Raw genomic sequence first — 14,337 nt, forward strand, 5'->3', positions numbered from 1 at the left:
AAGGCCAGCAACCGTACGGTCATCCCTCCGCTCCGGGCTCTCTGCGCCGCTTCATGGGCCCTGGGGAGAATCTGGGGAGAATCGAACGGGGACCAGCCCGCGCGCCGACCCGCCACGCCCTCCCGTACGTCGAAGGGTTCCACCTACGACCGCAGACACGACACGAGCGCAGCCCGCCAGGAGGCAGGCAACAGCAGGCGATCACGCCGCCGCGTAGCTCGCCCGGAACAGATCCTGCGCCCACTCCACGTCCCTCGGCGTACGGAGCTGGACCTCCAAGTCGCCCGTCCCGTGGTGACCGAGACCAGACACGTCCCGGGTGAAGCCCGGAACGAGGTCGACGTCCTTCGGGTCGACCTTCAGTTAGACCAGCAGCTTGCTCCGCTGCGGCGGACACAGGCAGGCGAAGTTCCGCAGCTGCTGATACGCCCGGTAAGTCTTGCGCTCAACCCGGTTCACAGCGTCCCCGAGCCCAAGCAGAACCTCGTCGACCGCGCCCGCCAACTCCACCATCGACGCGCCCTGGACCCCGACCGCCGCCCCGGCAACCGCCTGGCGTCGTGCCCGACGGCCCACCTGCAGGCCGTAACCCACGGAGGCCACTGTCTCAAGCCCGAGCAGATCGCTGCCGAAGAGTCGGTAGCGGACCAGGTCGATCGACCTCCGGTGGTCGCGCACAGCATGCACGTCGTAGCGGGTGAAGTCGTCAGCGATACAGATCAGACGCGGGCCGCTCCACAGGACCTGGGACGCGGCCGTCACCCCCGAGCCGGTCGCGGACCAGGTGCTCGAACTCGGCGCGATGGTCCATCAGCCACGCCAGGTAGAAGAGACCTTGGTTGATGACGCCGGCGTTGACGCCACGCTTGTACTCGATGATGACCGGCGATCCGTTCTCGTCCAGCCCGAGCGAATCGATCCGGCCCCCGTGCAACGGCCCGGAGCTGTACTCGCTAGCCAGTTATCTTGAGCCCGCATCGGCGTGTCCTTCATGTGCGTGAAGCAGTCTGAAGTTCGCCCATCTCCCTTGGTGGATACGGCTATCTGCCGCTGTCCATCACGCAGGAGCTGGAGGTGCGATGCGTGTACAGCGGGTGCTGGCGCCCGACTCGATGGCGGAGTCGTGGACGCTGCTGGGGAACGATCTGCGGCCGGTCGGTCCGGTGGAGTCGTTCCTGTCCTACCTAACGGCGATCGAGCGGTCGCCGAACACCATCAAGGCGTACGCCCACGATCTGAAGGACTGGTGGGAGTACCTCGACGGCCGCGGCCTGGACTGGATGACGGTGGATCTGGAGGCGGTGGCCGCCTTCGTGGCCTGGCTCCGGTTGCCGCCGCTGGCCAGAAGCGGGGCAGTGGCGGTGCTGCCGACGGAGGAGCACCATTGCACGGCGTCAAGCGTGAACCGCAAGCTGGCCGCGGTCAGCATGTTCTACGAGTTCCACGCCCGCAGCGGTGTCGAGGTCGGGGACCTGCTGGTGACGATGCGCCCGGCTGGACGGCACCGGGCGGCGGCCACCTCCTACAAGCCGTTCCTGCAGCACATCGCGTCCGGCAAGCCCGAGCGGACCCGGACCATCAGACTCAAGGCTGACCTGAAGCGCCCGCGCGTCCTGACTGCCGCCCAGGCCCAGAAGATCCTGGACTCGTGCGAGCATCTGCGTGACCGGCTTTTGTTCGCCCTGCTGCTGGACACCGAGGTCCGCATCGGCGAGGCCCTGGGCCTGCGGCACGACGACATCGCGATCGCTGAGCGGCAGGTCATGGTGGTGCCGCGGCAGAACGACAACCGAGCCCGCGCGAAGGCCGGCCGCACACGGACGATCCCGGCGAGTGCGGAGCTGATGCGTCTGTACTCCGATTACCTGCACCGCGAGTACGGTGCTCTCGACTCCGACTACGTCTTCGTGAACCTCTTTGCGGAGCCGCACGGGCATCCCTGGGGCTACCCGGCCTTCTATGACCTGGTCAGACGGCTACGGAAGACTACGGCCATCGTTTTCGAGCCTCACCAATACCGTCACACCTACGCGACCTGGCTGCTGCGACGCGGGGCCGGCATCGAGAACGTCAAGGAACTCCTGGGCCATGCCTCGATCAGCACCACGATCGACACGTATGGCCACCTGACCGTCGAGGATGCCCGCCGCACCCTGGAGGACGCGGGCTGGTTCACTGGGCGGGAGGTGCGACTGTGACCGTCCCCGGCATCAGCCCTGTTCACGGACGTGCCAGGGTGCTGGAGAAGCTGCTGGCCGCCGTCCGGGCCGAGTTCCGCACCGAGATCTACCATCCGGATCGCGATGACCCGGTCGTCGCTTCTCCTTAGTGCGCGGTCACCGAATGTGACCGTGTGACCTGGCAGCAGGGTCTGTGCAACGGGCACGTCATCCGGTGGCGCCACCAGGGCCGGCCGGCCCTGGAGGATTTCCTCGCTGCCCCTGGGCGGCCCGTTCGTGGACGCGGTGAACTCGCTGCCTGCGCGGCTGATGGCTGCCGCTTCGGCGTCAACGGGCGGGAGCTGTGCATGCGGCACTACGACCGTTGGGTGCGGGCCGGACGGCCTGACTCGCATGAGTGGCGGCCGCCGGTCCTGGTGGTCCCTGACCCGTTTCCGGATGAGTGCCGTCTGCCGTTTTGCGCGCTCTGGGTTGATAACCCGGGGAAGATCTTCTGCCGAGGCCACCATGACCGGTGGAGGAACGCCGGCCGTCCGGAGGTCGACGAGTTCATGGTGACCTGTCAGCTAAACGGCACCGCAGCGATTGATCTACGCGGTCTGCCCGCCCAGTTGACGCTGGAGTTTCAGTACGGGATGCAGTGCCGGGCCGACGCCCACCGCCGGACTACCTCTCCCCGTGACGTGATGCATGCGGTTCGACTGGCGAAGTCGTCCCAGGTGATCTCGTTGCTGGACCTCGACGAAGCCGAATGGCGCCAGCGCTCCAAGTCCCAGGTTCGCGAACCCGTGCTGTTCCTGATCGAGACATGCGACGCAGTCGAGACGCTGCGGGACGGCGCTGGCTGGGAGATCGAGTATCCGCGGGACGTGTGGCGTCTGGACAGGCTTCCCGGCATCGCTCTCCCGCACGCGGCAGCCGCCCCGAGGGCCCGGCTGCGGTTCGAACGGATCGCTCAGCTGTGGCTGCGTGAGCTGGCCAAACGATGGCTGCGGATTCGTCTGACGTCCGGTATGAGCATCAGCACCGTCCATAACAGCCTGGAGGCGGTGGCCTGCTTCAGTCGCTTCCTTGCGCATGTCGGCATCGATCGGCTCGCTGATGTCGACCGTCCCCTGCTCGAACGCCACCTCGCCTGGGTTGCCTCCCAGCCCGGCGAATGGGGCCTGAAGAAGACCCGTATCCAGGGGCTCAATCTGTTGCTCGGGGCTATCCGGCAGAACCGCTGGGACGACACTCTTCCCGGCACCGCTGCCTATTACCCCGGCGACAACCCGCCGCCTCCCCCTCAGGTTTCCCGGCGTCTGGCCGAGTACGTCATGACGCAGATCGAGTCCGAGGACAACCTTGGCCGTTGGACGGACCCGGCCGGTCGGCTGATCACTCTGATCCTGGTCCGGTGCGGACTGCGGATCTCCAGCGCGCTCACGCTGGACTTCGACTGCCTCGTCCACGATGGTCAAGGCGCCCCCTACCTGCGGTATTTCAACACCAAGATGAAACGCGAAGCGGCTGTCCCGATCGACGAGGAACTCCAGGCCGCGGTCCGAGAACAGCAACGACACGTCCTCGCCCGTTGGCCGGAGGGGACTCCGGTCCTCTTCCCGAGGCCCCTGGCGAACGTGGCCGGGACTTTCCGGATCGCGGACGGCAGCTATCGGAGAAAGCTCAAGGGCTGGCTGGCCACCTGCGACGTCCGCGATGAACACGGCCGACCCGTTCGCTTGACGCCTCATCAATGGCGTCACACCTTCGCCTGCCGCCTGATCAATCGCGACGTTCCCCCAGGAAGTCGTACGTGTTCTCCTCGATCACGAGTCGGACCGGATGACCGCCCACTACGCGCGGATCACCGACCAGACCGTCCGGCGCCGCTGGGAGGCGGCAATGAAGGTCAACATCAAGGGCGAACACGTCGTTCTCGCCGCCGACGGCCCACTAGGACAGGCCCAGTGGGCAAAGACCCGATACGGCATTGCCACCCAGACTCTGCCCAATGGCTACTGCGGACTACCCGTCCAGAAGACCTGCCCGCACGCGAACGCCTGCCTGACCTGCCCGGTCTTCCTCACCGGGCCCGAGTTCCTGCCCGAATTGAACGAACAACGCACCCGCACCCTGACGCTCATCGACAACGCGAAGAGCTGCGGTCACACCCGCGTCGCGGAGATGAACCAGCAGGTCGCCGCCAACCTCGACCGCATGATCGGTGAGCTGGAGGACGGCCAGCACGAGCGCGAGGAGACCACCAATGCCGGCTGATAACTCTCACCTCATCGTCGCCGCGGCCCACCGTCGTGCCGCGGCAACCCGACGACGCGCGGTCACCGCCCTGCGGCGAATGGACGCCACAGGCACGACTATCACCTTCGAGACCGTCGCCCGCGAAGCGGGCGTCTCCCGGTCCTGGCTCTACAACCAGCCGGATCTCAGAGCCGAGATCGAACGTCTGCGAGCCCGGTACCGCGCCCCCACGACCCGGCTAGTTGCCGACCGCCAACGAGCCTCCGACCTCTCCCTGCTGCGGCGCCTGGAGGTCGCCACCACGCGCAACCGGCAGCTGGAAGCAGAAAACCGGCAGCTTCGGGAAGCTCTCGCACTCGCGCTCGGAGAACGCCGCACTGCCGACGTCCAAGGCGTTCGCGCCGCGATAGGGCCACCAGTTCCCAGAGCGATCGGCCCGTGCTGAGAGCCTGGTGATTCGGAGCCGTGACATCACCTGCTTCCAGAGCCGAGGCACTGGCGAGGAAATGCAGTCGCAGAAGGTGAGCCGGTACGGCACGATCCGGGCAGGTCCGATGACGAGGAGCACGGTGATCACCCAGGGCGTGAAGATCACGACAGTATGCGAAGCCTGCGGCGGCATGCTGATACGTGACGCTGGCCAGTTCATCGACCGCGGAAGGCTGTGGTGGGGAACGGAGGGGACCTGCCAGATCTGCCCCGTTGCCTGGTGCGAGGAGGACAGTGGCGGCGCGACTCCCGAGGCGATCCGCCAGGCACTCTTGACGGAACACGGGCCCGCCCGGCTCCGGCTGATAGAACCCGAAGCGAGCCGCGTGACCGTCCTCCGCGTTCTGCGAGAAGTACACGAGCTGTCTCTGGCACAAGCTCAAGCGATGGCAGAGGAGCTGAGAACGACAGGGTTGGTGGGCACTCTCGTCGAGATGGAGCTCATTGCAGCCCAACTTCGGCACCGCTCAGTAGCAGTGACCGTTGAGACGTCACCCAGCTGACCGACACGACGGACGACGGACCGAATGAGACATTCTCCGTCTCCGGAATAGCCTCTCGGTTCGCGGCGTCGAGGACACTGTCCACATCGCATCGGCCCAGGTCCGGGCCTTCCCCATCGAGCAAGCTCAAGATAACGCCAGGAACCGGACACCCAGCAGCGTCTCCATGTGCGCCTCGACGAGTCCCTGCACATCTGCCTCGACCTCAGCAAGGCGCGGCGTGACCTCAGTCACTCCGCTATTCGTCGTATCCGTGCGGAACAGCTTCAGGCCCGACACCTTCCCCTCCTCGGCTCGGCGATCACCAACGCCGATGAGGTGCGGGAGTGTTTCCGCGAGAGGCTACGGAGGCGTGAAGATAGTGTTACGCCCTGCGTACGGCCCGGCCGGAGAACGCTCGCGTCCCCCGGCCACCGGGAATCTACGATTCCCCCATGCGTCCCCCGCGCCCCGGGGGACAGCGCCCGGAAGCTGCGTTTACGCAGGTCAGCACCGATTGTCAGACCCTCCCCGTAGCCTTGTGAGTCCTACTCGTGGCGGCTGCGGGGAGCACCAATGGACGACGACCTTCAGATCGACAGCGACGAAGACCTCTTCCGTAACCCCGTCTACTACGAACCGGCCGGCCGCAACCTCGACCTGGACCGCTCCGACCTCGGTGTCCCGCAAGGCCGAGACCTCCTGAACGTGCTCCTGCGCATGCGCGGACGTGTCCCCGTCGAAAAGCGCGGGCTCATCTGCCCCGACTGCCGGGACCTCCGCGACCGACGCGTCCCCATGTACCTTGTCCAGCGTGACGGCGTATGGCTTGCCTCCCACTACCGGAAACCCGGGGAGAAGCCCATCAGCCACGAGTCCGACGAGCACCTCGCCCGCAAGGAACGCGTCGCGAAGGACTCCGAAGATCACGGTTTCCACGCCGACATCGAGTCGCAGACCGCCGACGGGCACGCGCGCCTCGATGTACGCATCAATGGCGCCAACGGCCTCGTCCTGGGTTACGAGCCTCAGCTGAGCGCCCAGACAGTCCGCGGAATGCGTGCACGGGAGGGGTTCCGACGCCGCGGCGGTATTCAGTCGGTCTGGGACTTCGCCGACCCCGACCACGCAGGTATCGGCACCGTCCCTTACGTCCGCACGCCCAACCTGCCGGCCTCCGTCATTCGCGTGCAGAAGAACCCCATCGCGGTCCAGGACGGCAACTTCGTCCTGGAGGAGGGCCAGTGCAGCCAAAACGGCGCGCTCACTCGGTGCCCGGAGAAGCCCTACGACCCGGAGAACCCCACCGACTCCGGGTACTGCGGGGGGGGTGGCACCGCGTCCTCATGCCCGCCCATCAGTCGAGACCTTCACAGGGGAAGGCGGCCTGACCCTAACCCGGTTCATCGTGGAAGCTGCGGCCGGTGAGCGGATCCCGTTCCAGCGGGGCGGCCACCACGGTTGGCTCCCCGCACAGCAGTGGCAGCAGTACCTCGAGGCGAACGGGCCCGCCCTGGACGACAAGGAGCGCCAGCCATCCGTACGACAGGGGGACCGGCGCGACAGGTGCACCGAGGACCGTCCGGCTTCAGAGGTGCGGGCTGAACCGAAGCAGAGACGTGGCAGCCGCGCGATCGTCCTTGAGTCCCGACCGCGGGAAGCCGAGGCTGCCAGGGTTCCGGTCGACGCGTCGGGTCAAGCGATCCCGCTCTGCCGCTTCGGCTGCGGTCAGCCCGCAAGCCTTCCAGGACCCGAAGGGCTGCCAGAGCACTTCTCGTGCCGCAGGAAGCATGAGGGGTGATCTATCGGCCACCGCTGACCGCCCCTCGCTGCGTCACCTGATGCCAGAGCCCTGCCCGTTCGGGAGCAATAGTCAAGACCTGTGGATCAAGATCTTGACTATTGCTCCGCGCTGTTCTGGGTCCTCGGTACGAGCTACTGCCCGGCCGCACGCGAGCCGCCGCCGAGGTTCGGGGCAGGTGGCCGGGATGCATCGGACCGTCGGGGTACGGCGCTGCCGATGTGCAGGAAACGTGCCTTGCCGTGGCCGTCGTCGCCGACGAAGGTCTGGATGCGGTGGATGCCCCGTTCCAGCTGGGCGGTGACCAGGGTGTCGCCGTGGTAGGGCAGGAGCTGGAAGCGTTGCGGTGGAGCGGAACCGATGTATTCGCCGGCGGGGACGTGTTCGGCCCAGATCGTGCCGCTGTCGTCTTGGCTGATGGTGATGTCCGCGATCGAGGTGCCGTAGCTGCCGAGGTAGCGGCTCGCGTCGATGGTGCCGGGGCCCGGGGCCGGCAGCGCGGGCAGCTCGATACCGGCGAGTTCGCGCAGCAAGTGGCCGAGGAGTTCGTGGTGCATGGGTACGCCCTGGCCGCCGTTGGTGAGCAGCGCGACCGCGATGTCCTGTTCGGGGACGAGTCGCAGGAACGCGGATTGGCCGATGGTGTTGCCGTTGTGGCCATAGATGGTGTGCCCGCCGACGTGGAAGATTTCCCAGCCGAGTGCCCACGCGTCACCGTGTGCTGTGACTGGGGGCACTCGCACCTGCTCGGTCCGCATGGCGTGGCTGGCCTCGGTGCCGAGCACGCTGCCGCCGTCGTCGGAAAGCTGGCTGCGGGCGAAGGTGAGCAGGTCGCGTGCGCTCATCGTCAGTGCGGAGCCCGCGGGCGCGAGGGAGCGGGGCAGTGCCCAGACTCCGGCTGGTTGGGGTGGAACGTCGGGTCCCGGTTGGAAGTGGCCGACCGCGGCCCGGTGCAGGATGGCTTCCTCCGCGTCGGTGGCGGTGTGCGCGAGTTCCAGTGGCTGGATGAGGTGTTCGCGGAGGCACTGGATGTACGGTTTGCCGCGGAGTGTTTCGATGATTCGGCCGATCACGCAGTATCCGGCGCTGTTGTAGGAGAACAGTTCGCCCGGTTCGAAGAGTTGGGTTGCCTCGCCGAGCAGTTCGACGTACCGGGCGATGCAGTCGTCGCCGCGACCGGTGTCGGTGAGCAGGTCTCCTTCCTCGAACCCCGCGGTGTGGCACAGCAGTTGGCGGGTGGTGATCAGCGCGGCCGCGGACTCGTCCGCCAGCCGGAATTCCGGCAGGTAGGCGCGGACGGGCAGGTCGAGGTCGAGTTTTCCGTCCTCGACCAGTTGCAGTGCCAAGGTGGCTGTCCAGACCTTGGAGATGGAACCGATCTGGAATAGCGAATCGGTGCTTACCGGAACACCGGTGCCGGTATTGAGCACACCCGCGGCGCGTTCCAGGAATTCCCCGTTCGCGTAGACGCCGATGACCGCCCCTGGCACTCGGTGCTCGGCGATCAGTTCGGGGAGCCGTTCGCCGAGCCAGTCCGCCAGTGAGTTGAGTTTCGTCATTGCTGTTCCTTCCTGGTCAATCGATCCGCTTCGCCGCGAATACGCGGTTGAGCATGAGTTCGGCAGGACCGCCGTCGTCCGGGACGAACGCGATGTCCCACCTGTGTACGGGCCGAGGCGCCATCGTTCGGCGAAACACCGCGCGGGCACGTCGATCTGCGGGGTCTGCATGGCGGCCACGGCCCGCTCGGAAAGGATCCGGGTGCCGTCGGCGGCGCGCCCGTTACGCAGGAACACGCAGGCGAACCGGATGACGTCCCCACGCTGGCGCAGGCGTGCTCCCGGCCGGTCCGACTCCCCGGGACATGAACGGCGGGCGTACCACGATGCCGTCGCGTCGATGTCCGAGCGCGACCGGGTGATGGGGGCAGTTCTTACATCCGGGCGATGTCCGCAGGCGCTGACAGACTGCCTGGTGCGCTATTGAGTCATGAGGAATGGAGAGCCGAACGCCGCCTCGACGATCTGGTTGCAGGCCAGGTACCAGTTCCAGTCGCCGTTGAAATGTATGGAGACGATGAGCCCACCGTCGGGAGTTCCCAGGGTCACGCTGACGGTGCCTCCCTCCACTCCAGCCACGACGTAGAGCATGCGGCCGTCGGCCAGCGCCCATTGGGCCACCCCGGTGCCGTACCGGGCGTGGGGGATCCAGTCCCTGGTGGGGACGGTGCTCCACATCGCGCGATGCTGCGCGGGCGGCAGCAGGGAGCCGGTGATCAGCGCGCCCATGAGCCGGAGCATGTCGCTGGTGGTCGAGACAACGCAACCGGCGGCCCAGGTAGGAAAGGTCCTGTCCGTGACGTCGACCGGATCGGCATCGGGGCCCAGCAGAAGCGACGCGTAGTTGTCGGGTGTGAGACTCTCCGGATCGACGCCATCCCTGATGAGCATCCTCGAGTACACCTTGGTGTGTTGCCCGCGGAACCGACGCTCGGCGAAGGACCGCGCATAGGTGTGGGTCAGCCCGAGCGGCCGGATGACCGTCCGATCGACCTCGTCCTCATAGCTCCGGCCGGTCACGTTCTCAAGGATCGCTCCGGCGATGTGGTAGCCGCCATTGGAGTAGGCGAAGTCCTCACCCGGCTCGTACGTCGGTGGAATGGCCATCTGGAGCTTCAGCAGCTCGTCGACGGTCGAGACGTCGTAGCGGTGCTCGGCGAACCCGGACCGGGTGTGATACTTGCGCACAACCTCGGCACTCAGGCCGGTGATCCCCAGGCCGCTGGTGTGGGTGAGCAGCTGCCTGATGGTGATCTTGCGGCCGTCGTTGCCGTTGCCGCTGACCACGCCGGGCAGCCACGTGTCCACCCTGTCGTCGAGGCGCAGCCTGCCCTCAGCCTCCAGTGTCAGCATCGCGACGGCGGTGACCGCCTTGCCGCTGCTGCCGGCGTGGAATTGCTCCCCGGGTTCGCGGCGGCGGCCGGTCTCGAGGTCGGCCACCCCGGCCGAGCCGAACCAGGTGCCGTTCTCATCCTGGACCTCGGCGACGACGCCGGGAGCGCTCTGCTCGGCCACCACCCGGTCCAGCGCCTCCTGCACCTTCTCGTGCGTGTTGCCTGCCATGTCGATGCCTTTCCGAACGGGATGATCACGTGAGATTCACCCTGCCCGGACGCGCTGACCGGGTACTGAAAGGCGACTGACGGCGGCCGTCAGAGTGAGCCGAGCCGACGAAGCGCCTCGACTCGCGGCATCCCGGCACCCCGGCCGAACGCCTGCGCGTAGGCCGTTGCGCCGAGCCGTGCGGTGAGATCGTCGATCAGCGCGCGCAGCTGCGGATCGCCCCGGTCGAACGTCCCGCGAATGACCTGGCTCATGCCGAGCGCGGTCGCTGCCCCGGCTGTGTCCCCCTCCTGCGCCAGCAACCGGGCCAGCAATTCCGCGGCCGGTGCCGTCCTATCTCGTACGGCGGATCCCGCCGCCACCACCTGGGGCAGTAGTTCGCTCGCCGTCGTGGCTCCGGTGTCGAGCCGACTGGCCATCCGGACCGGGGCGATGAGTATCGCAGCGGCCTGCTCGGCACCGGGCAGCCCGCGAACGAGCGTCTCCAGATTGTCGAGCGTCTGCTCGGCGCGGTCCGGTTCGCCCGCGCGGCGGTGCAGGTCGGCCAGGCCCACCAGCGCCTCGATCCGCAGGTGCGGCTGGCCGCGCTCGACCGCCTGCAGCAGGGCGGTGTCCAAGTCCCGCCGAGCCCCGTCCAGGTCGCCGGCGCGCAATCGCTGGGCGCCCAGCCGGGCCCGGTACGAGATCTCTTCCGCCCAGCCGACCTCGGCCGCGAGCGTGACGCACCGCGCCAGGGCGGCGAGCGCCTGGTCATGGTCCCCCTGAAGGGCGTGGTCCTGTGCCACCTCGGCCAGCGTGAACGCCACGCCGAGCCGGTCTCCCGCCTCCTCGAACCCGCGCAGCGCCCGCGTCCGCTCCACCGCCGCGCCCGGCCAGTCACCCTGATCGTTCCGGAAGACGGCGCGCACCCAGGCGGCGGCGGCCGCCACCCACCGGTCCGGATGATCTTCGGTGCCGTGCAGCAGGCGCTCGGCCAGCTCGACGTACCCCATGAAGTAGGCCATGGGGGCCGTCACCAGCAACATCGGGTGGTATTCCAGCGCGCCGGTGCTGACGCAGTCCTCGATGACCGAGCGCACCCGCTCGGGATCGGCGGCCGTTCCATCGCTCCCGTTCAGCTGATACAGCGCGGTGAGAGCGGCCCGGCTGGGGCCGGGGAGGGCGTCGCCGAAGCGGAGCACCTCAGCCACGAACCCCTCCGCCCGGGCGTCGGAGCGCAACGTCTGCCAGTACCACAGCAGCGAGCCGACCAGCCGCGCCGCCGCGTCCGCAACGCCGTCGTTGATGGCCGCACGCAGCGCGGCCACCAGATTGTCGTACTCGGCGTCGAACCACCGCAACGAGGCGAGCTGCTCCCGGGACCGCAGGCGCGGCTCATGCTCCTCGGCCAATGCCAGGAAATATCGCAGGAATCGATCGGAGACGGGTTTGTGTTCGCCCAACCGCTCGCTCGCGTACGCGCGGATGGTCTCCAGCATCCGGTACCGCTGTCCGTCCCACTGCACCAGAGACTTCTCCACCAGCGAACCGAGGACGTAGACGACGTCGTCGGCGGGCAATTTCTCGTCCGCGCAGACGGCCTCAAGGGCGGGCGCCGTCGCCCCACCGGGAAAGATCGACAGCCGTCCGGCCAGCACCCGCTCCTGCTCGGTCAGCAGCTCCCAGCTCCACTCGACCACCGCGAGCAGCGTCCGGTGCCGCGGCAGCGCGACCCGGCTGCCCGAGGTGAGCAGCCGGAACCGGTCGTCAAGGCGGTGCGCGATCTGCTCGGCGGTCATCGAGCGCAGCCGGGCGGCGGCCAATTCGAGGGCCAGCGGCAGGCCGTCCAGCCGTCGGCATATGTCGACGACCACCCCTGCCGTCGACTCATCCAGCGTGAAGCCGGGCCGTACGGCCTGAGCCCGATCGACGAACAGCCGCACCGCTGCGGAGTCCCCCGCCGAGGCAGTCCCCGTCGGCAGTTCCAGCGGACCGAGCCGGCACAGCGACTCGCCGGTGATCGCCAGCGGTTCCCGGCTGGTAGCCAGGATTGTCAGCCGCGGCAGCCGTTCCAGAAGCAGGTCGGCGAACTCCGCGGCGGCGGCCACCAGGTGCTCACAGTTGTCCAGCAACAGCACCGCCGCCTCGGGGCCGATCAGCTCCACCAGTTGATCGAGCACCCCCTGCCGTCCCCCGCCCAGACGCATCCTGGCGGCACTGAGCACCCCCAGCACCGCCCCAGCGACCTCGCCCGCCGCACCGGCCAGATCTATCGCGCCGGCCGGGGCTGCCATGTCCACTCGGCCCGCCGTGCTCACCCGGTTCGGCGTGTTTGCCTGACCCGGTGGGTCGATCCCGGCAGGCACACCCACTCCGGCCAGCGGTACGAACCACACCCGACCCTGTTCGTGGGCCGGGTGCCGGGTCGCCGCCTCGACGGCCAGCCGGGTCTTCCCCACGCCGCCCGGCCCGACGATCGTGACCAGTCGGGCGGCCGCGAACCGTCCGGCGAGCAAACTCAGCTCCGCTTCCCGCCCGGCGAAGCTGGTGAGGTGCGCGGGCAGCCGCCCGGGCACGAGCTTCGGACGCGCCACCAGCGGGTCGAGTTCGCCGCGCAACATGGCAAGGTGGACCTGTCGCAGTTCGGCCCCGGGATCGACACCGAACTGCTCGGCGAGTGCGCCGCGAACTTTCTCGTATGCGGCGAGCGCCTCCGACTGCTGGCCCGCCTCAAAAAGCGCACGGATCCGCAGCGCGGCCAGCCGCTCACGCAGCGGATGCGCCCCCGCCGACGCCTCCAGCTCAGCCAGCACCTCTCCGTGACGCCCCAGACGCAACGCCGCCCCGAAGCGATCCTCAACGGCCCCCAGCCGCAACTCCTCCAGCCGCGCGGCCGCCGTACGGACGAACGAGACGTCCGGCAGATCGCTCAGCGCCGCGCCGGTCCACAAGCCCAACGCCGCGTCAAGACTGGCGATAGCGGCGGCAGGCTGATCTGCGGCCAGTTCCCGGCGACCTCGCGCAGCCAGCTCCTCGAACCGCGGTGAGTCCACCTCCACCCTGAGCCGGTAACCCCCGCTCGACAGCTCCACCGCCGCAGCGCCCACGACCTTGCGCAACCGTGATACCAGCGCCTGCAACGTATTGGTCGCGTCGGCAAGCGAATCCGCACCCCACAGGTCGTCGATCAGCACCTCGGAGGGCACCAGCCGACCGCGAGCCAGCGCCAGCCGGGCCAGCAGGAGACGCACCCGGGCACCGGAAATGCCGATCGGCGATCCATCAACGTAGGCCCGAACCGGCCCCAGCACCGCCACCCGAATCCCGCCACCTTCGCTCACCCACCCATTGATACCGTCCGCCGCGGCGGTTGCGCGAACGCATGGTGACCTCAGGAAACGGAACCGGGATCTGGAACGCTGGTGGCTTCAGTCGCCCGCCGGGCGATAGTCACCGACCACCTCGTCCATACACGGCGGGATCCCGTCGAGTTACGGCGCCAACAACCCCCAGCCGCCGTGGAGACACCGCAACCGGACGAATGCGGTTTGCCAGATGGTGTTACCTGTGTGTCAGGCACCCCTGGAACAGGTCCGATGAGGCCCACTCACTCTTCCGGTGGGCCGTGTTCGGCACAGTCCAGCGCCTGACTGAGGTGCTTCGGTGAGTTGCCGGCGGAGGCGTCGGTTCTCCGTCACCGCCTGGTGCAGTGCTCCGGCGAGAGCTTCATTGTCTTCCCGGAGTTGGCGGAGTTCCTCGGTGTCCGCCGCGCGGAGTTCTTTGAGCTTCCGGATTTGCCGGCGGAGCCGTTTCTCGCTGTCTGGCATCTCTCCGCGGGCGCGGACTTTCTCGTAGAACTCGTTCTTCAAGTCCGTGTGGCGTTGGGTGAGAACGTTGCGGGGCACTTCGGCTTCCGCGCCCAGGGCGACGATTGTCAGCGCTCCGTTTGAGTGCAGTGGTCGTCCGTTGAGGATGCGATCCATGGCATCCCGGATGCGGTCGCGTTCGTCGGGGACCGGGCTCATGCTGAGGTCTCCTCC

General features: G+C 67.9%; 10 protein-coding genes and 3 pseudogenes. 7 read left to right on the forward strand and 6 right to left on the reverse strand.

The window, feature by feature from the left end:
* Positions 1 to 201: 201 nt before the first annotated feature.
* Positions 202 to 961 (reverse strand): annotated as a pseudogene (locus tag ACZ4S3_RS20280) (DUF5655 domain-containing protein); the annotation flags it as partial.
* A 118-nt stretch (positions 962 to 1,079) separates the two neighbouring features.
* On the opposite strand from ACZ4S3_RS20280, the gene ACZ4S3_RS20285 reads away from it, so the two are divergent.
* From ACZ4S3_RS20285 to ACZ4S3_RS20310, 6 genes and pseudogenes are all read left to right on the forward strand, one after another.
* Positions 1,080 to 2,198 (forward strand): tyrosine-type recombinase/integrase, encoded by a 1,119-nt coding sequence (locus ACZ4S3_RS20285; RefSeq protein ID WP_467936040.1) that lies wholly within the window; start codon positions 1,080 to 1,082, stop codon positions 2,196 to 2,198.
* A complete protein-coding gene (locus ACZ4S3_RS20290; protein WP_467936042.1) occupies positions 2,195 to 2,329 on the forward strand; it encodes a hypothetical protein in 135 nt (44 codons plus the stop codon). The genes ACZ4S3_RS20285 and ACZ4S3_RS20290 overlap by 4 nt, the downstream gene beginning before the upstream one ends.
* Positions 2,330 to 3,499: 1,170 nt before the next feature.
* Positions 3,500 to 3,907: pseudogene (locus tag ACZ4S3_RS20295) on the forward strand (tyrosine-type recombinase/integrase); the annotation flags it as partial.
* Positions 3,908 to 4,007: 100 nt separating this feature from the next.
* Positions 4,008 to 4,442: a hypothetical protein gene (locus tag ACZ4S3_RS20300; protein ID WP_467936495.1), complete on the forward strand. Its 435-nt coding sequence runs from the start codon at positions 4,008 to 4,010 to the stop codon at positions 4,440 to 4,442.
* Positions 4,432 to 4,869 carry a DUF6262 family protein gene (locus ACZ4S3_RS20305; RefSeq protein WP_467936044.1) on the forward strand — a complete coding sequence of 146 codons (438 nt, stop codon included), beginning with the start codon at positions 4,432 to 4,434 and terminating at the stop codon, positions 4,867 to 4,869. The genes ACZ4S3_RS20300 and ACZ4S3_RS20305 overlap by 11 nt, the downstream gene beginning before the upstream one ends.
* 61 nt (positions 4,870 to 4,930) lie before the next feature.
* Positions 4,931 to 5,416: a hypothetical protein gene (locus ACZ4S3_RS20310; protein WP_467936046.1), complete on the forward strand. Its 486-nt coding sequence runs from the start codon at positions 4,931 to 4,933 to the stop codon at positions 5,414 to 5,416.
* Between the two features lie 135 nt (positions 5,417 to 5,551).
* Here ACZ4S3_RS20310 and ACZ4S3_RS20315 read toward each other — a convergent pair.
* A pseudogene (locus tag ACZ4S3_RS20315) lies at positions 5,552 to 5,695 on the reverse strand (DUF5655 domain-containing protein); the annotation flags it as partial.
* Between the two features lie 276 nt (positions 5,696 to 5,971).
* Between ACZ4S3_RS20315 and ACZ4S3_RS20320 the strand changes: the two are divergent.
* A complete protein-coding gene (locus ACZ4S3_RS20320; RefSeq protein WP_467936048.1) occupies positions 5,972 to 6,823 on the forward strand; it encodes a hypothetical protein in 852 nt (283 codons plus the stop codon).
* Between the two features lie 507 nt (positions 6,824 to 7,330).
* Here ACZ4S3_RS20320 and ACZ4S3_RS20325 read toward each other — a convergent pair.
* From ACZ4S3_RS20325 to ACZ4S3_RS20340, 4 genes are all read right to left on the reverse strand, one after another.
* Positions 7,331 to 8,755 (reverse strand): serine hydrolase domain-containing protein, encoded by a 1,425-nt coding sequence (locus ACZ4S3_RS20325; RefSeq protein WP_467936050.1) that lies wholly within the window; start codon positions 8,753 to 8,755, stop codon positions 7,331 to 7,333.
* A gap of 420 nt (positions 8,756 to 9,175) precedes the next feature.
* On the reverse strand, positions 9,176 to 10,318 hold the full coding sequence (locus ACZ4S3_RS20330; RefSeq protein ID WP_467936052.1) for a serine hydrolase domain-containing protein: 1,143 nt from the start codon (positions 10,316 to 10,318) through the stop codon (positions 9,176 to 9,178).
* An 89-nt stretch (positions 10,319 to 10,407) separates the two neighbouring features.
* Positions 10,408 to 13,638, reverse strand: coding sequence for a BTAD domain-containing putative transcriptional regulator (locus ACZ4S3_RS20335; RefSeq protein ID WP_467936054.1), 3,231 nt, complete (start codon positions 13,636 to 13,638; stop codon positions 10,408 to 10,410).
* A gap of 231 nt (positions 13,639 to 13,869) precedes the next feature.
* A complete protein-coding gene (locus ACZ4S3_RS20340; protein WP_467936056.1) occupies positions 13,870 to 14,322 on the reverse strand; it encodes a hypothetical protein in 453 nt (150 codons plus the stop codon).
* Between the last annotated feature and the right edge of the window lie 15 nt (positions 14,323 to 14,337).

The sequence above is a fragment of the Streptomyces sp. NPDC028368 genome, from assembly GCF_055565615.1.